Raw genomic sequence first — 18,821 nt, 5'->3', positions numbered from 1 at the left:
TAATCTTTTTCTGCAATTTTATTAAATTAAAAAAGCGTTGATTAGCTAGATAGGTCTTATTGCTAAAACTATCAATAAGAGTCCAGCTATTATAAAGACCAACTCTCTCACAATAGCAACTTTTCTTTCATTAACCTTTTTCAATGTAAGCACTATAATTTCAAGGAGTATTAGGAGAGGGGCAACAAATATTATATCATATATAAGTAGATATAATATTTTTGTCAGCATTCCGCTTACAGTAGATAGTAGCAAAATAAAAACTATATATGGTCCTGCAGAGCATGGTATGAGTGAAATTGATAAAATTAGACCGAGAATGTAGTGCAACGCAGGACTTTTATTCATCCAGCTCTTTATGTTTAAGAAGGACTTATTATTTTTACCCTCATTTTCTTTACATATTATACAGTTCCTTTTCTGAGTTAAATAAGAATATGCGGAATATATTATCAATATAATTCCGTAAAATGCTAAAATGTATCTAGCAATTGTTGAGGGTAAAGTCCCTAAAGATGATATTACCTTCAGAAGTCCTAGCCCAAGAGCTAAATAGCCTGTGAATATTCCTAATGCAAATCCAAGGCCTGAAATTGCTGCTCGCTTTCTCGATTTATTTACTGCTATTGTAACTATTAGCAAGCTATATACAGATATTATACAAATGTTAACGGCATCACTAGCAGCCAAAGAGACTAGAGTTGCAATGAAAGAATTACCCGAATATTGGTATGAATTAGGAATTGTAGTATTTGTAATCGAAGTTGTAGTGTTAGCGGGCGCAGTTGTCGTATTCGTTAGAGTCGATGTTGTAGTAAATGTGACGTTTTGTCCTAGGATGAATCTATAGATGATATACTCTTGTTGTTGTGTATTTGCATTTACATACCCTGCTAAAACTTCACCTGTATCAGTTGCTACATAAACGGGAAAGCCTGTTTGATTTGGGGGTGAGGAAAGGAACAAATTCCAAAATGTGGTATTTTCAACATCTCCAATAACGATTGCAAGCAAATTGGTATTATTATATATCACAAAAGTTTGAGGAACGGATAAAGACATGTTAGAGAATCTAAGCCAATTTGCAAAATTTGTCAGACATGTGGTGTTTGATGATATATCGCAGAAATAGTAGTTCTGAGAAAAAGTAGTATTAAAGAAAGAAATCTGATGCATGCAATAAGGACATCTCGTTTCTCCATAAACGAAAAATTTAACATAAGAGGAAGTCTGTTCAGCATGCATTATGCTTGCTGTAGCTGTCAGAAAAATCAAGGAGAGCAATGCTATGGCAACTAATAATTCCTTTTTTTCCAAAAACAATAACCTCATTTGTACTCTTTTTTAACCGAAAGACAATTCTTTTTAAAAAGAAAAAAGTTAATAAAAATTTAAAAAAGATTGAAAAATTAGATCCATCCTCTGAGCTTCATTGCAGTGTAAACTCTTTCTACCGCAAGAGCGAATGCTGCATCTCTCATAGTAACTAATCTCTCTGGATGTCTCTCTCTTAGTTTATTCCAGTATATGTTAGTCCTATTGAAGTTGTTGCTCATTATTGAGCTAAGTTTCTGCCTAGTTTCTTCCTCATCCCAGAAGTACCACTGCAAGTTCTCCACCCACTCGAGGTAAGACATTATTACTCCTCCTGCATTTGCAAGAATGTCTGGAATTACTGCAACGAAATCCTTTCTTGAATAGAGAATCTTTTCTGCATCAGGAGTTGTTGGACCGTTTGCACCTTCGACGATAAGTTTAGCTTTTATGTTCTTAGCTTTTTCGGCCGTTATAACATTTTCTAAGCTACATGGAAGCAATATGTCAACATCTGTATATAGTATTGTATCAGGATCGTTGGATTTTTGACCTCTTGGATAGTTTCTTACATCTTTTAAGATCTCTGGAGATTTTAAAGCGAGTTCCACATCAATTCCCTCTGGGTCATATACGCTTCCATATGCATTACTAATAGCTATAACTTTTGCTCCGAACTTTGAAATCCAGTAGGCTGCATAGCTACCAACATTTCCGAAGCCATGCACTGCAACTTTCTTGTCTTTTAATCCTCCCATCCATAGGTCTGCCGCTTCTTTTGCCATAACAGCAACTCCATATCCAGTAGAATAAATTCTCACGGGGTTGCCCCAAAGCTCTGGCGGTTTTGCAGTAAATACAGCTGGCACGTTCTTTCCAGTTAATTTGCTATATTCATCTACCATCCAAGCCATTATCTGTGGATTAGTATTAACGTCAGGTGCTGGTATATCCTCTTCTGGACCGATTAATTTGTAAATCCCTCTAACATACGTTCTGCTTAAAGCTTCAAGCTCCCTCATGCTGAGCTTAGAAGGATCAACCTTTACTGCGCCTTTGCCTCCTCCATAAGGAATTCCCGCAAGAGAGTTCTTAAGTGTCATGCCAAGAGCTAGCGCCATGTCGGTCTCCAATGTAACTTCTGGATGATATCTTATTCCTCCTTTATAAGGTCCAAGCGCATTGTTGTGTTGGACTCTATAACCCTCAAATACGACTAGTTTGCCATTGTCAAGTCTTAATGGAATCTTAACTTGAATAATTCTATCTGGCTTGCTTAGGTAGTCAAAAACCTCGCTAGGTAATCCAGCAAGGTTTACTGCTTCTTTTAAAACTCCTAATTCCCATTCAAAATATTTTGACAAATTCATCACCATTAAACACGATAAATTTTTTCGCAATGTATTATTTTTTTTATTTTGGGTTAAAAAATTTTTGTTTACTAAAAAACATTATAATACCATTTATTTAAAATCATAGTAATTTATATTTTTTTAGATATGATTGTTTTATTTTTTCTTGTAGTTGTTTCTTTTTTTTATCTTATAGCTTTGTTTTAAAAATTTTTAAAGAAGTTATTTTTGTTCATTATTAATTTCATTCTCAACGTTAACTTTTTATTCTTTCAGAAAAATAAAAAAGAGAGATCAAAATTGATTAACGGAAGCTCAGTTTGGACGATTGCAGAGACGAGCATAGGAGTCCTAGTTTCTATATATGCAGGCATGCTTGTAGAACAACTTGTAGACTGGATCAGCTGGAGGTTTAAGAAGTCATCTATAGGAATATCAATGATATTGGCTCCCATATTTACTTCTGCACCTGAGCTTGCTATTCTCCTCATCGCTTTATTTGAGGGAAAGTATAGAATTTTTTGGGGATCGATAGTTTCCCAGCCATTTATGGCCAGCACGATTGTATATCCGGTAATTGTCATCGCTGCTTTTTTAGGATACTATTTGGGAAAGAGAAGTAGCAGAATCTTGCATGTGGACAGAAGCGTCGCAATCCCTTTATTAATATTTACACTTCCTCTGCTTCCAATAATTTTTCTCCATCCTGAAAAATATGGATTGTTAGGGAGAATTTACGGTGTAGCTCTTCTTTTAATTTATTTCGTCTATGCTAAAAAATCTCTTAAGACGAGTGAAGTGGAAGTCGAGAGAAGGAATCTCTCTTTGAAGAATTCCATACTGCAGGTATTTGTGTCAATAGTGCTTTTGTATGTGGGTGGTGAGCTCATAGTAAATGGAATTTTTTCTTTGGGGCAGGAATATGGATTAGATCAGAGTGCGCTTTCAGTGATCATTACACCGTTAGCTGGGATTATCCCAGAATTTATAGTAGGGCTTATTTTTGTAATTAAAGGAAGGGATAGCGAAGGGATTAGCGTGATAATCGGCGAAAAAGCATTATTCGGAACCTTTTATCCAGCTATAGCACTTATTTTGAATATATATGAATTATCTTATTCATCCGTATCAGCTTTGGCAATCGCGCTGATTATTTCTCCAATAGAAGCTATAGCTATTTATTTTGGCTATTTTGGAGTTACTGCTCCAATAGGACTAGCGGGATATATTTGGTACGTGATTGATGTCCTTTTTTAGTATTAAAAGCCAGATGAATCTATTATCTCTTGACTATGTTATATTTCTAAGAGTAACAGAGCATTGTGAGCTACCCCGCCATTAAATGGCGGAGCTTCCAGCGCTTAGCTGAGGGTTTTGCGCCTCCGCCCTTCTCTGAAGGTTCGGGAGGCTCACTGCTCCCCCATCTCATGCATCTCATTAATGTATGGGATATATTAAACATCCTTCATAGCGGGGAACATCCCAAATTCATTTTGTGAAGAAATATTTAAAACTTTACCCCATCCCCGCTTAAAGACGAGGTTTTCATTTATTAAGACTTTGGGTTGTTAAAAATATAAAAAACAAAAAACTGTATTTTTAGTCTTTATTTTTCGTGCTTATTTTCTTCCTAGTTTTAATGTAATTTCTATTGTGCTGACTCTGCTTGTTCTATCCTGTCCTTGAACTACTTGGCTTCCTATTTTTATGTCTTTTACTTCTACTTTTTCTGCTAGTAGTTTATTTCTTATTATTTCTACAGCGTCTACAGCTTTGCTAATAGCCCTCCCTCTTGCTTTTACTATTACCTCGTCAACGCCTTGGTTGAGGAGGGCTAATACAGCCATTACGTAGTTCATAACTGGTTTTTTACCAACTAATATTACATTACTTGGGGTAGTTCCTTGGGTTGCCATGTTTTCCACCTTTTTAATATTTTCCGTTTTAGGAATTTTTGTATTCCAACAATTTACTGACGGTTCCGAGCTAACCCCTAAGGTTAGCTCTGTCATCACTCTTGTTTGAATTTATTTAATTCTGACATTTATAAGTCTTTACTACTTTTTAAACTTATTCTTTTAAATTTTGAACAATTTAACCTTCTGAAGATCTTGGTTATTGTATTATCGAGAAAATTTAGCAAAGCCAGAAATAGCATTAATCTTTTCCGAGGTATATAGCCCCAAGATGACAAATCATTGCGCAAGACCTAAACCTTAAGGACAGGGAAGAAGTGAGAATCATTCAAAAGAATAGCGGGTTTCCAAACAAATTTAGGAATGTTTCCATATCAAATGAATGAAGAAACTTTTTATAAACAACTTTTCTATCTACAAAATATAAAGATTAATTATTTTAGCTTTGGAAAAAAATTTCTTACGAGGACTGTTCAAAATTGATGCCGAAAATCAAGATTTATAATACCTTGACCAGACAGATCGAAGAGTTCGTTTCGAGTGAAGAAGGAATTGTGAAAATGTACGTGTGCGGTCCAACAGTATACGATTACTCCCATATCGGTCATGCCCGAACTTATATTTCTTTTGATGCGATTAAAAAATACTTCCAGCTAAGAGGCTACAAGGTGATTCATGTCCAAAACGTAACAGATATTGATGATAAGATAATAAAAAGGGCGAATCAGGAGGGAAAGAGCTGGAAGGAGATCGCAGATTTCTATACAGAAGATTATATAAATGCCATAGAGAAACTGAGAATTGAGCCAGACATTCTTCCAAGGGTTACGCATCATATTGAAGATATTATTGATGCTGTGAAAAGGCTGATAGAAAAGGGATATGCATATGAGTCAAACGGAAGTGTGTATTTTGATGTGAGCAAATATGATGCTTACGGAGAGCTTTCAAAGAAGACAGGTGGAGAAAATTGGAGGCAGGAAGAGGAAGTTATAAAGGAAAAGAAAAATCCCTTCGACTTTGCATTGTGGAAGAAGATGAAGGAAGGAGAGCCATATTGGGAGAGCCCTTGGGGATATGGCAGACCAGGATGGCATATAGAATGCAGTGTAATGTCTTCTAAATACTTAGGAGTTCCTATAGACATACATGGAGGGGGAGGAGACCTCATCTTTCCTCATCACGAGAACGAGAGGGCGCAGTCTGAAGCGCTCTTCGGGATTAAACCGTGGGTAAGATACTGGTTACATACAGGCATGCTGACTATAAGAGGAGAAAAAATGAGCAAAAGCTTAGGTAACATTGTATTCCTGAAAGATCTACTATCTAAATACAAACCTGAAGTTATAAGGCTATGGGTTCTCAGCGCCCACTATAGAAATCAGATAGAATTTAACGAAGAATTATTAAGGCAGGCAGAAGCAAACTATAAGAGGATCACTACTGCCTACATCGAAATCGAAAATCAGATGAAAAGCGCTAAACCTAGATTTTCTCTGAGCAAGGAAGAGATCGAAACTATGAATGAAATTATAAATCTGCACAGGGAGTTCCATCGCGCTATGAGCGAGGATTTTAACACTACTTTGGCATTTAAGTATTGGATGGAGGCAACAAGCATTTACTACAAAAAAGTCAGTAATAGTGAAAATTTGAGCCTCTTTCAGTCTTTAAAGTTTCTATTCGATGAGATAGATAGAGTCTTCGACATTCTTCCTCAAAAAGTTAGGAGTGAAGGAGAGTCTGAGCTCGCTGAAAGCCTCATAAGGCTTTTAATCGACGTAAGGAAAGCGCTCAGAGAAAAAGGCAACTATGAGCTAGCGGACAAAATAAGAAGTGAGCTTGGGAATATCGGGATACAGCTAATGGATAAGGGAAGCGAAACAAAGTACTTAGTTACAAGAAAATAAGAATGGTGGGAGTGAAAACGCCAATCAATTCAGAAAATGATAATGCTTTTTGGAAGGAGATAATTTTATCTCTAAGTGAAATAGTTGGAGTATATGAGAAGGCAAACAACATAATGAGCCTATTCACTCTTAAGTACGTAAGAGAGAAGTTTTTTCAATTCGTTTTTGAAAACATTGAAGACGGAAAAGCGCTAAGAATATTGGATGCAGGCACAGGACCAGGGACTTCTCTTGTATATATCTTGAAAAAAAGCGGAAAGGAGCATTACTGCATTGGACTAGATCCTTTGCCGGAGATGATCAACACATCTAGAAAGAACTTCATTGATTTAGATAATGTAGACTTTGTAAGGGGGGTTTTCGAGCACCTTCCTTTTAGAGAAGATACTTTTGACTTGGAAGTTTCATCTTTTGCATATAGAGACGCAATAAATTATCTTTCTGTAGCTCTCGAACTAAGCAGAACTCTGAAGAGAAGCGGTCAATTATTTATATTAGATTTGAATAAGCCCTATGAAAAAAGGATCATTGCTAACTTTATGGAGAAAATTTACATGTCAATATTCCCAATTTTTGCTGGAACGATTCTCATGGGAAAAAATGGCTTTGAACTTTACAGAATCCTGAAGAAGACATACATTAGACTTCCATCAAGCGCAGAAATTTACCTCATTTTTAAGAAAGTTTTCAAGCATTGTAAGTATTATGTGATGTTACATGGTGCTGTTATGCTTCTCCATCTAAAAGAACCTATCCGAATTTCTTCTCAACATAAAGGTTGAGTTTAGCTTCAAACCTTTTAAAGGATATATTTGCTTTTCTTGAAGAATTTAATACATAGAATTTTTCAGTTTGGAGGCCAGAAGATTTTTAAAACTGGTAGCCTCGTTTTGAAAAAGCGAGTAAGAGGTCGACCTACAGATAATAAAACAGATAATAAAAATATTATTTTGGCGTATTTCTAAAAGAAAATGAATTTAAAGATTGCTAACAACTATACAAGGGGTGTGCTTTTTTGAAAACAATCGCTTACAAGGAAATGGATATTGAAAAGGTGCTAGAAGAATTAAAGACAAGCAGGAATGGTTTAAGCGAGGAAGAAGCTAAGAACAGGCTGAAAATCTACGGGAGAAACTCGATTGAGGAAAAGAGAGAAAATCCAATAGTAGAATTCTTGAAGAAGTTTTATGGTCCAATGCCTTGGCTTCTTGAAATAGCAATTGTTCTATCAATATTAATAGAGCACTATTTGGAAGCGGCAATAATAGCGGCTCTCCTAGTTGTAAATGCAGTAATAGGATATAGGCACTCGGTAAATAGTAGAAGGGCAGTTGAACTTTTAAAATCCAAGTTAAAGATAAAGTCTAAGGTACTGAGGGATGGTAGTTGGAAAGAAATTGATGCGAGTGAAATAGTCCCGGGAGATATAATAGTAGTGGGTTTGGGGGATGTTGTGCCTGCTGATTGCAAAGTAATTGAAGGAGAGCTCTCAGTAGATCAGTCAGCTTTAACTGGTGAATCGTTGCCTGTTGAGGTTTCCGCTGGAGGAATAATTTTTTCCAGTTCGTTGATAAAAAGGGGAAAAGCCGTATGTGTTGTAGTGAATACTGGAAAGAATACGTATTTTGGAAAAACTGTCGAGCTTGTAAAAATCGCTCACCCCAAATCTCACCAGCAGGAAGTTTTACTCTCTGTTACAAAAGCTATGATGATATTTGGAGTTATAGCTATGGCAATAGCTACTGCCTACGCAATTATAGCTCATGTCAAAAATGATATTATATCTATATTGACTTTTGATGTTGGAGTACTTATGGCATGCGTGCCAGTTGCGTTGCCAGCGGTCATGACTATAATTCAGGCAGTAGGAGCTATGAGGCTAGCATCAGAAAACGTTTTAGTCACTAGACTTGATACAGTTGAAGATGCAGCTTCAGTGGATGTGATAGCCCTAGACAAGACCGGAACAATTACAATGAACAAGCTCTCAGTAGTTGATGTAGTTCCATTCAAGGGTCATAGCGAGAAAGAAGTTCTAGAAGCAGCTCTCATCGCTTCAAGTGAAGAAGGAGGAGATGCAATCGATCAGACTGTCATTGATTACGCTCAAAAGAAAGGTATCAGCAGGAACAATTACACAGTTGTGAAATTCATACCTTTCGATCCTGCTTTGAAAAGGGCAGAAGCTATTGCGAAAATCGATGGGAGAGAAGTCAGGTTTACAAAAGGAGCACCACAAGTTATACTTCAACTGTGTGGTTATGAAAATGGCTCCAAAGAAATAGAAGAAAAAATCAGGGAGATGTCAGAAAAGGGATATAGGACCCTTCTGGTAGCACGAAAAGATGAAAGTTCCGATGGAAAATATGAGCCTTTAGGAATTATGGCTTTAGCTGATCCTCCCAGACCGGATTCCATGAAACTGATTGAGGAACTTAAAAGCCTTCAAATAAGACCAAAAATGATAACTGGAGACAGTGTGCTTATTGCAAAGCAAATTGCTAAGGAGGTGGGCATAGGAGATAAGATCTTTTCCATGGGCGAAATTAAGGGGAAGAATGAAGATGAGATGAAGAAAATAATTGAAGAAGCTGATGGATTTGCAGAGGTATATCCTGAGGACAAATATACTATAGTAAAAACACTGCAGGAAAACGGTCACATTGTGGGAATGACGGGAGATGGCGTTAATGATGCACCTGCGCTGAAGCAGGCAGAGGTGGGCATCGCTGTAAGCAACGCATCGGATGCAGCTAAGGCAGCTGCAAGCCTTGTTCTTCTAGAGCCGGGTTTAAAGGGAATTGTAGAAGCTATAAAGGTGAGCAGGCAAAGCTATCAGAGAGCACTAACATGGGTCATAAATAAAACAATTAAGGTCCTTCAATACGTTATGTTGATGACTGTCGGCTTTATATTGTTTAAATATGACATTATTACTCTTTTCGGAGTAGCACTGATACTTTTTGCGAATGATTTTACGACGATTTCTATAGCAACTGATAATGTAATATCTACTATAAACCCAAATAAGTGGAATGTAAAGAATATAACGCTTTCGTCTTCAGTTATAGGTATCCTCTTATTCATAGAGGGAATGCTAGGAATATTCATAGCGAGGGATTATTTCCACTTCTCTATAAGCAAAATTCAGTCGTTTGTACTACTGATAGTGATATTCTCGAGCCAATTCAACGTCCTCTTAGTAAGAGAGAGAAGGCATTTTTGGTCCTCTATGCCTGGAAAAGCTCTATTGATATCCACGTCTTCAGTGCTGGTAATTTTCACGATAATTGGTGCGCTGGGAATAATAATAGAGCCCGTTGGTTTGAAAGCTTCACTGTTTGCTCTCGTCTATTCTGCAGTGTTTACATTAGCTTTAGACCCGGTTAAATGTTATGTGTTCAGAAAAGTTGGTCTCTAAACTTCTAATTGTTATAAATTTTGGATTTTTCATTTAATTTTAGCTTTCAAGTTTTACCTCTTTTTTAAAGCACTTAATAATAAAACCAGCTTTTATATTATGCTTTTGTAAGTAGCTTTAAATCTCTCTTTGAATACTTTAATCTCCTCCTTAAAAACCTAAGCAACTATCTACATTTATCATTAGATGCTAAGATCATAAATCTTCTGCAAGTGGTGCTGGGCTTAATGATAAAGGCTGTATTTCAAAGTCTATGTCCAAGCTGCGCAGGGCCGATTTCATCTTATAGGTTGAGTTTGGGCGTGCCTTGCAATTCTTGCCTTCCTTCTTCAAAGCTGGATAATATGGAGGATATTTCAAAATATCCTCTAGAAAAAAAGATAAGGCTTATTTCAAAATCTCTTTCGGATAATCCTCAGAGTGCATATCACCTCATGCGCGATACATTTGAAGAGCTTGAAAGTTTCGAAAAGTTGTTCAGAGAGAGTACTGGGAAAAACATCTGGAGCCTCCAGAAAACATGGGCTCACAGATTGCTTCTTGGGGAAAGCTTTGCAATTACCGCTCCTACTGGAGTGGGAAAGACCACGCTCTTGCTCCATTATGCCGCTTATCAGTTGAAGAAAGGAGAAAAAGTATACATTCTAGTCCCAACGGAATCCCTCCTTAACCAGACTGAAGAAAAGCTTAAGGAAATATGCTATAAGATGGGGATCGATGCGGAAATCGTAGTTTATCAAAGTAGAGCTAGTAAGAAGAAAAGGGAAGAAGTATTAAAAAAGATAGAAGAAGGTAAATTCGGTGTTCTTATAACAACAACTAGTTTTCTTTCAAGGCGCTATGATATATTGAAAAAACTGAAGTTCGACTTGATAGTAGTAGACGATGCAGACTCTCTTCTAAAGAATTCCGTGAACATTGAGAAAGTTTTAGTCCTTATAGGCTTCGACGAAGATGATGTGAAAATAGCTGAGAGGCTAATTAAGTGTAGAAATGAGCTATTCTTTTACCTTGGGACAAATAACAAGGAAAAAACAGAAAATTTGAAAAAAGGGTGCGAAGAGCTAGAGGTGTCTTTGGAAGAAGCAAAAGCGAAAAAGAAAATTGGACAGCTTGCTGTTGCAAGCGCTACAGGAAGGCAGGCAGGATCGAAGCCAAAGCTTTTTAAGGAGCTTTTAGGCTTTGAAATAGGTGGCATACATGATTATATGAGGAACATAATAGACTCATTCTACCTATACAAGGAGGATAAAGAGCTAATTGAAAAAATTAAGGAAATAGTGAACAATTTAGGAAGCGGAGGTTTAATTTTTGTCTCAAAAGACCTCGGTGTAAATAGGGCGAAAGAACTGGTAAAGGAGCTGGAAGATGAAGGAATAAAGACATCGCTCGCCACAGCTGGTAAAAGCGTTATTAAAAAGCTGGCTAGAGGGGAAGTTCAAGTCTTAGTGGGCGTTTCAAGCTATTACGGCGTCATAGTCAGGGGGATCGACCTACCTGAGGTCATTAAGTATGCGATATTTGTAGGCGTTCCAAAGAATAAGATGCCGTTAAACTCAGCACTATTCAGCCCAAGAAGGCTTTTGCAGGCTTTAATATACATTTCTGATAAAGACGAAAACATCAAGGCTAGATTCGAAGATTTGCAGAGCAAGATTAATAAGCTAAACCCAGGGGAGCAGTTTGCATTGAGGATTGCGCTTCAGAAAGGTACAACTAAGCAACTCAGTGGATGGCTCGGAGAAGTTGCAGATGTTATTCTTAAGACCATTTCTGAAGTTACTATTAAGCTTGATAGCATTATTCCAAGAGAGAAGGGGGCAGTTCTAAACTTAGGCACTTCATTAATAGAAAGAGGAGAAGATGGTTCGCTCTATTATATAAATCCTGACCCCTTAACATACATTCAGGCAAGCGGGAGGACAAGCAGGTTTCTGAACGATAAAATGACGCTTGGCTTTTGCCTAATTTTCGAAAAGAGTAAGGAGTACCTGGAAGTGTTTAAGAAAAAAATAGGAAACTATGTTTACAGCTTCGATCCAAAGGAGCTTAGCTCGATAAATCTCAAGGAGATATCAGAAAGGCTAATTCTTTCTAGAATGGGAAAAGACGGATCAAAAAGCTTCAAACCAGCAAAGTCCATAATGTTTGTAGTTGAATCTCCGCATAAAGCTAAGACAATAGCTGGATTTTTCGGAAGGCCGGCAAAGAGAAGGTTCGGATCAGTAGTTGTGTATGAAATACCCATTGTAGACCAAGAGACCCTTGAGACGTACCTCGCAATGATTGTTGCGACAAAAGGTCACTTGTTCGATTTGGTCAGCGATAACAACATAGGAACGTACGGCGTAATAAAAGTAAATGAAGAATTTATACCTGTATACGCTCCCATAAGCAAATGCCTGAGTTGCGGGAGGACATTTGTAAGTTTGCACAACAAATGCCCTTACTGCGGTGAAAGCTTCAAAATAAAATCTTCAATGGAGACCGTTCATGTTCTCAGAAAAATTGCTATGGAATCTGAGGAAATATACATAGCCACTGATCCCGATGTTGAGGGAGAAAAGATAGCATGGGATGTTGAGATGGCTATAAAGCCATACAACAGCAAAATCATAAGAGCAGAGTTCCACGAGGTAACGAGGGAGGCAATATTAGAGGCAATTAGAAATCCGAGAAAGATAGATGAAAGTCAGGTCTCCTCCCAGATATTGAGAAGAGTAACCGATAGGTGGATCGGATTCCCTCTCTCAAGCAGGCTTTGGTCGGAGTTCCAAAAGCCCTGGCTTGGAGCAGGAAGAGTGCAGACGCCAACTCTGGGATGGATCATTTCCAGACATGAAGAATGGAAGAATGCACGAGGCTATTGGGTAAGAATTCCACTCATCAACTTATTCGCTGTGAAGCTGTTTAAGAAGGATAAAAAAGAAGCTGAAGATCTCAAGAATGCGATAATTAAGAGCGGATCCTTGAAAATAGATTCATATGAAATATACGAGCAGCAACTCCTTCCTCCTCCGCCTTATACTACTGATGAATTATTACATGATGCGAATATGGTTTATGGCTACGGAGCGCAATTTACAATGAAACTTTCCCAGGATCTTTTCGAGGCGGGGCTCATTACATACCACAGAACGGACAGCACTCATGTTTCTAATAAAGGAATTCAAATTGCAAGCGAGTATCTTTCAAAGGGCATCGGTAAGCCTGAAATCTTCTATCCAAGGAGTTGGGGAAGCGAGGGGACGCATGAAGCTATAAGGCCAACCAAAGCGCTGTCTGCTAGCGATCTAAAGAAAAGCATAGTTGATGGTACACTAAAAACTTACATTAATGTCACCGAGGCACACATTAAGCTCTATGACTTAATATTCAGAAGGTTCATTGCGAGTCAATCAAGACCATCGGTGGTTGAGAAATTAAAGCTGAATCTATCAATCAGCTATAATAGAGAAAAAGAGGTTTTTGAGAAAGAACTTATATTAAGGGAGAAAGAGACAGGCTTTTACGGCCTGCTTTATAATATTAATGAACAAACTCAAATTGCTGACTATATAAAAGAGGGAAGGATCCCTGTCGACGTTAGTAAAGTTGAGATCTATAGAGGCTCTCTTATTCCATTGTATACTCAAGGGGAAATAGTAAAGTTGATGAAAGAGAAAAAGATTGGAAGACCCAGCACTTATGCAAAGATCCTAGATAGCCTGAGGAGGCACGGATATGTGGTAATTTCAAAAAAGAGGAACTTTGTCATACCTACGAATACAGGAATAAAAGTATATCAGTACTTGAGTAGCAATTACAGCTCGCTAGTTAGCGAGGAGACTACAAGGAAGCTTGAAGAAGATATGGATGCTATAGAGGAGGGGAAGGAAAGCTATCTTGCACTGCTGGCTAAATTGTATGATGCTTTGACAAGACTTGGGTTGATCTCAGAAGTGGAATTAGCAGCAGAAACACCGGTAAAGATCATGGATGAAGCTCTTATATAAAGGCTAGTAGTACAGAAGGTTATGCTGAATATGTTAGTTTTATCTCAATTGTAGGGAAGTACCTTCTCCCTGCTTTTTCAGTTCCAATATTTACTGACACAAGCTTTATAGAATCCCCCATCCTCGCCTTAACTTCGTTATAGACATCAATTGCTTTTTCGATAAAGTCCCCTCTTCCTTTAATTACAACTACTTCATTCTCAGTGATGTTTCTCAAAGCCACAATTACTCTCAGCGCATATTCACTTACGTCCTTATTACTTACAATTATCGTTTCTGCTAGCTGTTCACTCATACATAGCACCATTAAATTTTCTAAATAATGTTAAATTATATCCTATTTTAAACTTATTTCTTGCTGTAATGCTGACTTATCCGGTTCTATCAAAAAAGCGTTTTCGATTCTATTAAGAAAACAGGAGAAGGAATTCTTAAGGATTCCTCATATAAAAAACACTGCTCAAAGATAGAAGCAATTAAAAATAGATGAATATGAGTGAGAGGATTATAAGAGCTATGCCAGACGGTATAGATGAAACCAGGACCTCTTTAAGGGCATCTTTATCATCGGTGGTTATTTTTGCGTAAATTATTTTATTCAGCATTGCTGCGCCCATTGATAATAGAGACGCGCTCGATATTATTTTTATTGATACAGTAGAACCTAGAGAAAGCAGAGAAAGAACTGTAGCGATGGAGCTTGCAAAGCCGCCTATGAATGATGTTATAAAGAGGGCATAGCTTCCAAGATAGTAGTTTGATACCTTAACCAAAACGAAAATTAAGATATAAAGAATGACTCCTCTCGTTGCAATTTTTACTTCCAACGGGCTTGCAAGATACAGTACTTTTTCCCCATTTTCCTCAGCTTTCTTTTCCCTTCCAGAAAGAGTATATGTTAAGTATAGAATCATAATTGAGAGTAATACACCTGAGATTATGTATCTTGCAAATATTTCGTATCCATCAGAAATGAGGAATGGATACGCACCTATTAATACTGTGAGAGCAGTCCTTATCACCATTCCGCTGTTATTAATAGACGAAAGCTTTGCCAATTTTTTTCCTTTTACCCCAATTTTTAATATATTCATTAGCGTTGCTTCACTATTGATAAGTCCACCAAGTAGTGAAACGGCAAGAAGGCTCTTCTCTCCTTTAAGCTTATAAGCCATATAGCTTATGTAAGAGATTGCTAAAATAAGCGTAAAGAAAATGTACACTCCTTGAAGGTTTAGACCATAAATTTCATAGTTTGTCGCATAAACGAAAGGACCAAGTATGAAGATAATCATCCCAAGCTCAAGACCCGCAGTGAGTTCATCATACGAAAGCTTTTCCAGAGAGGCGGTTATTGCTCTCTTAAACGCCAAAATTCCTGCTATGAGAAAGGTTAAGCTCATAGAAAGAATATAGTATCCATAGCCAGTGAGAAATCCTATGATGAATGTTAGGAAGAAGACGAAATATGAAGTCAATCCCGCTATTTTCAGTCTGTAGAGCCTGAAGTATATGTAAGATACCATCAAGATCGTGACGAAAATAGCGCCAGAAACGGTTAAAACCTCATTTGCAAAAGGGCTTACGGAGATCTTGTCAGAATTAAGCAAGGCAAGTATAGTTCCTAATATGCTCATTAGTCCATATGTCCTTACTCCAGGTAGCTCTTCACTTTCAATTTTATCCTGCTTCTCCATTCCAACTTTATACCTTTCTAGTCCTAAGAGACCTCCTTCTAAAAATGAAATAATGAGGGTGGCAAGCATATCAACATCGCTTGAATTAATGCTGAAGCTGAGCATGTTTTCATCCTTTAAATTAAGCTTTATCAGACGGGATTCAAGGAATCATCGCCGTTAGGCATCTTCGATAGGGCAGTCATCATCTTCTAAAAGAGTAGTTAAAAATTATCATTTCCCCACAGATTTAAACCTTTCTATCTTTTTAAAATCAGACGGGGATAACAGCATCATCGCATTACGCTCATCCAATTAGATCAAGCTCATCATTTTTATAAAATTTTCTGAATACTTATTAATTAAATTGAGCTGGTTTTAAAAAGAGAGAAAACCGGCTTTGAAATAAAAAGCGCTCAGCAACACAGGCCTGCATCACTTTTCAGCAACATTTAATTCATCATAACGCTACTTTTAATTTATACTTAAAGGTTTAATTATTTTTCACAGAATTTTATAAGCCAAGATCTAAGTTTTTGTTATTTTTTATTTAATTAAAAGTACACAATTAGAAATCCTCGCACAAAATTTCCCCTGCTTCATATAAATTAATTATTTTTTCAACTTCTTCCACATTTTCAGCTACTGCACAGACCTTCATCTCAGAAAGCTCCTCTTTTATACCGTTGTATAGAATGCTCAATCCAGATTCAGTAAACCCTTCCTTATCCCAAGCACTGTCTCCTATGAAAGCTGTCTCTTTCTTAATAATATTCAGCTTTTCCCTGATCCTCCTGAGAATTTCTCCTTTTTTGCCGGCAGGCACTAAAGGGATCCCGCCAGGGACTAACCTTCCATTTGAATCGAAAATTAGAATGTTTGCAAACCAAGTAACATCTTCTCCTATCATTAAGGCAACCTTTCTGACAAATACATCTATTCCTCCGCTGAGAAGTACGATCTTTTTTCCACTTTGCCTGAGCCTTTTAGCAAGATCTACAACTTCTACTTTAACCTTTATGCTTTGAAAAGCTCTCTCTAGATCCTCTTTGCTAACATAGCCTTTTTTTGAGCCCCTTATCCAAGATAGCGTATCTAAGTACATCCACTCATAGTAGCTAATTTTTCCGCTGATGAAAAGCTGATAATTCTGTATATTTTTTTCGGTACCTAGAAAAGAGCTCACGGTATCCCAGCTGTTTCTGTTTTCTAAAAAGACGCCGTCTACATCGAAGGCGACCAGCTTGACCTTATTCATAACTCATCTCCTCATTTATCCGATCCATGTTTTTATTATAACTAAAAGCTCTACTGTTTATGGGATTCAAGCTTCATAGGGCTTGATATAGTTTGATACCGATCATTATAAACTTATATGAAAATCAAAACAGTTTGTCTAGGCGTGAATAGATGTTTAAGTATCTTTAGGAAATTACCTTTTATTTAAGCTTAGCGATCAGCTTTGCAAGGCGGTAGAGATTTCTATTATGGAAAAATTTGCATTAATGCTTACAACGAGTAAACCTCCTTCAACACTCAAAACGAATCCTTAACATTCCTGCTTTCTCTATGAATGAAAGATGTAAGCTCAAAGAGATTAAAAGAAATTTTCGATTTATGGATAAGAGAGTCAGAATAAAATCAAATCATAACTTTATTAAAATGCTTTATTCTATAAGAAATATAAATTGCTAGAGAGACGTGATAGATTTGAGAATAAGAGCTTTAACTCTTCACCTGAATTTGAGCAGAGAAAGAAAGGAAGAAGAAGCATTAAAAAATGCTGTATCTGACTTATACAGCGCGAAAGAAAAAATTGAGAAGGAAATAGGGTTAGAAGTTTGGTCGCTGAGGGTTTCAATTCCAATAAACTGGGAGCTGAGCGATAGTTCTATGGATGTGTTAAAAAAGGAGAAGGAAATCAAAGCCGTAATTTATACTTCTACTTCAGATTTGTTAAATGAAGAAAAAGTTTTTAGGGCTGTGAGCAGAGGCTACAATGCCGGCATATTCCTCAGGTCTGAAAGAGATCTTTCAAAAATATTAGATCTTATTTATAATTTATCGCTTAAGGATCCAGCTTTTTCAACAAGATTTGCAGTAGAAATGAGCGGGCTTGGGATAACGACGCCTTACTTCCCTCTTTCTATTCATGATTCCTCGGTAAAAGAGGATTATTTCTCGATCGCCCTTCTGTACCCAAAGGATGTTGAAGGCGGAGAGGATCTAAGGGCCGTTGAATTAGCAATAGAAAAAGCATATAGAAGCTTAAGTAAGTTCATAAGGGAAGGGATCGGGAAAAAGAAACTGAGAGGCATTGATTACTCTTTGAGTCCCTGGATGGAAGAAAGCGTAGGAAGGGCATTGGAGAAAATCGGAAGATGCAAGCTTAGTGATCTGAAGTGCATGAAAACAGTATATGAGGTCAATAGCATACTCTCTGATTTTGCTTCAAAACATGAAGGATTAGGTTTCAACGAGATCATGTTACCACTAGGAGAGGACAGCTATTTGATGAGTCTCGCTTTAAATGGGGAACTTACGATAAAGGATCTCCTCCTTTTATCTTATGTATGTGTCGCTGGCATGGATATGATTCCTGTAAGAGGAAAGAAGGAGCAGTTTGAGGATCTTTTGAGAGATATATATGCAGTTGCGAGAGTAAAGAGAAGGCCATATGGAGTGAGGCTGATTTATATTAATGAGGACTTTAAAGATAAGGAGGTAAACTTAGGCGACTTCGGAAAAGCCCCAATATTAAATTTGTGATTTATTAAAATAAAAAATCATTTAGAAATTTTTTGCTCAATGCATGAGAACATCTGCTTGATTAAGTCATTGGATGTGCTTTCTATTATCTTACCAAGAGCAGCGATCATCCCGCCAAGCTTCGCTTCAGCGTGATATTCCAGAAGAGTTTTTCCGTTGTCTGCATCGCTTAAGGTTATAGTTCCCTTTGTTTCTATAATATTTCCAGATGTTCCGCTTTTTATATAAAAGTCGTATGCTCTTTCTGGCTCTTTTTCCAATATTTCTCCATCTACATCAAAAGTTCCTGAAACGCTTCCTATTTTGAACCTCACCTTTCCTGAGAATTTCGAGCCCTCAGTTCTCGAGGAGATCACATTGGGAATGCAATCTGAAAAATTTCTCACATCTTTTAAAATGCTCGCGACTTTTCCCCTATTAGCATTAATTATAAGGGAGTTCTTTATTATCACGTTTTTCACCTAATAA

Annotated in this window: 13 protein-coding genes; 6 read left to right on the top strand and 7 right to left on the bottom strand. The window is 37.2% G+C overall.

What is annotated here, in order from left to right:
* Nucleotides 1-45: 45 nt before the first annotated feature.
* Together FFONT_RS03580 and FFONT_RS03575 are read right to left on the bottom strand one after the other, a co-directional pair.
* Complete coding sequence (locus tag FFONT_RS03580) at nucleotides 46-1,317, bottom strand: hypothetical protein (protein ID WP_148683610.1); 1,272 nt, start codon at nucleotides 1,315-1,317, stop codon at nucleotides 46-48.
* Nucleotides 1,318-1,409: 92 nt separating this feature from the next.
* Nucleotides 1,410-2,690, bottom strand: a complete 1,281-nt coding sequence (locus FFONT_RS03575) for a Glu/Leu/Phe/Val family dehydrogenase (RefSeq protein ID WP_014557864.1) — start codon at nucleotides 2,688-2,690, stop codon at nucleotides 1,410-1,412.
* A gap of 276 nt (nucleotides 2,691-2,966) precedes the next feature.
* Between FFONT_RS03575 and FFONT_RS03570 the strand changes: the two genes are divergently transcribed.
* On the top strand, nucleotides 2,967-3,923 hold the full coding sequence (locus FFONT_RS03570) for a sodium:calcium antiporter (protein WP_211206208.1): 957 nt from the start codon (nucleotides 2,967-2,969) through the stop codon (nucleotides 3,921-3,923).
* Between the two features lie 362 nt (nucleotides 3,924-4,285).
* Here FFONT_RS03570 and albA read toward each other — a convergent pair whose 3' ends face one another.
* Nucleotides 4,286-4,582, bottom strand: a complete 297-nt coding sequence (gene albA, locus FFONT_RS03565; RefSeq protein ID WP_148683609.1) for a DNA-binding protein Alba — start codon at nucleotides 4,580-4,582, stop codon at nucleotides 4,286-4,288.
* A gap of 482 nt (nucleotides 4,583-5,064) precedes the next feature.
* Between albA and cysS the strand changes: the two genes are divergently transcribed.
* The 4 genes from cysS (at nucleotide 5,065) to rgy (ending at nucleotide 13,908) form a co-directional block, all read left to right on the top strand.
* Entirely contained in the window at nucleotides 5,065-6,492 is a 1,428-nt protein-coding gene (gene cysS, locus FFONT_RS03560; RefSeq protein WP_014557860.1) for a cysteine--tRNA ligase, read from the top strand.
* A 2-nt stretch (nucleotides 6,493-6,494) separates the two neighbouring features.
* A complete protein-coding gene (locus FFONT_RS03555) occupies nucleotides 6,495-7,274 on the top strand; it encodes a class I SAM-dependent methyltransferase (protein ID WP_148683608.1) in 780 nt (259 codons plus the stop codon).
* 233 nt (nucleotides 7,275-7,507) lie between these two features.
* Nucleotides 7,508-9,913, top strand: coding sequence for a plasma-membrane proton-efflux P-type ATPase (locus FFONT_RS03550; protein ID WP_211206207.1), 2,406 nt, complete (start codon nucleotides 7,508-7,510; stop codon nucleotides 9,911-9,913).
* 227 nt (nucleotides 9,914-10,140) lie between these two features.
* The gene (gene rgy / locus FFONT_RS03545) at nucleotides 10,141-13,908 is read left to right on the top strand and encodes a reverse gyrase (protein WP_148683607.1); all 3,768 of its coding nucleotides are present in this window, start codon (nucleotides 10,141-10,143) and stop codon (nucleotides 13,906-13,908) included.
* Between the two features lie 19 nt (nucleotides 13,909-13,927).
* On the opposite strand, the gene FFONT_RS03540 is transcribed toward rgy, so the two are convergent.
* The 3 genes from FFONT_RS03540 to FFONT_RS03530 all read right to left on the bottom strand — a co-directional run bounded on the left by FFONT_RS03540 (nucleotide 13,928) and on the right by FFONT_RS03530 (nucleotide 16,842).
* Entirely contained in the window at nucleotides 13,928-14,203 is a 276-nt protein-coding gene (locus tag FFONT_RS03540; RefSeq protein ID WP_014557856.1) for a hypothetical protein, read from the bottom strand.
* 181 nt (nucleotides 14,204-14,384) lie between these two features.
* Complete coding sequence (locus tag FFONT_RS03535) at nucleotides 14,385-15,710, bottom strand: MgtC/SapB family protein (protein WP_014557855.1); 1,326 nt, start codon at nucleotides 15,708-15,710, stop codon at nucleotides 14,385-14,387.
* Nucleotides 15,711-16,152: 442 nt separating this feature from the next.
* The gene (locus tag FFONT_RS03530; RefSeq protein WP_014557854.1) at nucleotides 16,153-16,842 is read right to left on the bottom strand and encodes an HAD-IB family phosphatase; all 690 of its coding nucleotides are present in this window, start codon (nucleotides 16,840-16,842) and stop codon (nucleotides 16,153-16,155) included.
* A 443-nt stretch (nucleotides 16,843-17,285) separates the two neighbouring features.
* Between FFONT_RS03530 and FFONT_RS03525 the strand changes: the two genes are divergently transcribed.
* Nucleotides 17,286-18,353 (top strand): DUF711 family protein, encoded by a 1,068-nt coding sequence (locus FFONT_RS03525; RefSeq protein WP_014557853.1) that lies wholly within the window; start codon nucleotides 17,286-17,288, stop codon nucleotides 18,351-18,353.
* Nucleotides 18,354-18,370: 17 nt separating this feature from the next.
* Here the strand turns inward: FFONT_RS03525 and FFONT_RS03520 are convergent, their stop codons facing one another.
* Nucleotides 18,371-18,805, bottom strand: a complete 435-nt coding sequence (locus FFONT_RS03520; protein ID WP_158308306.1) for an SRPBCC family protein — start codon at nucleotides 18,803-18,805, stop codon at nucleotides 18,371-18,373.
* Nucleotides 18,806-18,821 lie beyond the last annotated feature (16 nt).

Source organism: Fervidicoccus fontis Kam940, assembly GCF_000258425.1.
GTDB classification, from domain to species: Archaea; Thermoproteota; Thermoprotei_A; order Sulfolobales; family Fervidicoccaceae; genus Fervidicoccus; species Fervidicoccus fontis.
Note: the sequence above shows the minus strand (reverse complement) of the source record. Positions and strands in the feature narration are given on the sequence as shown.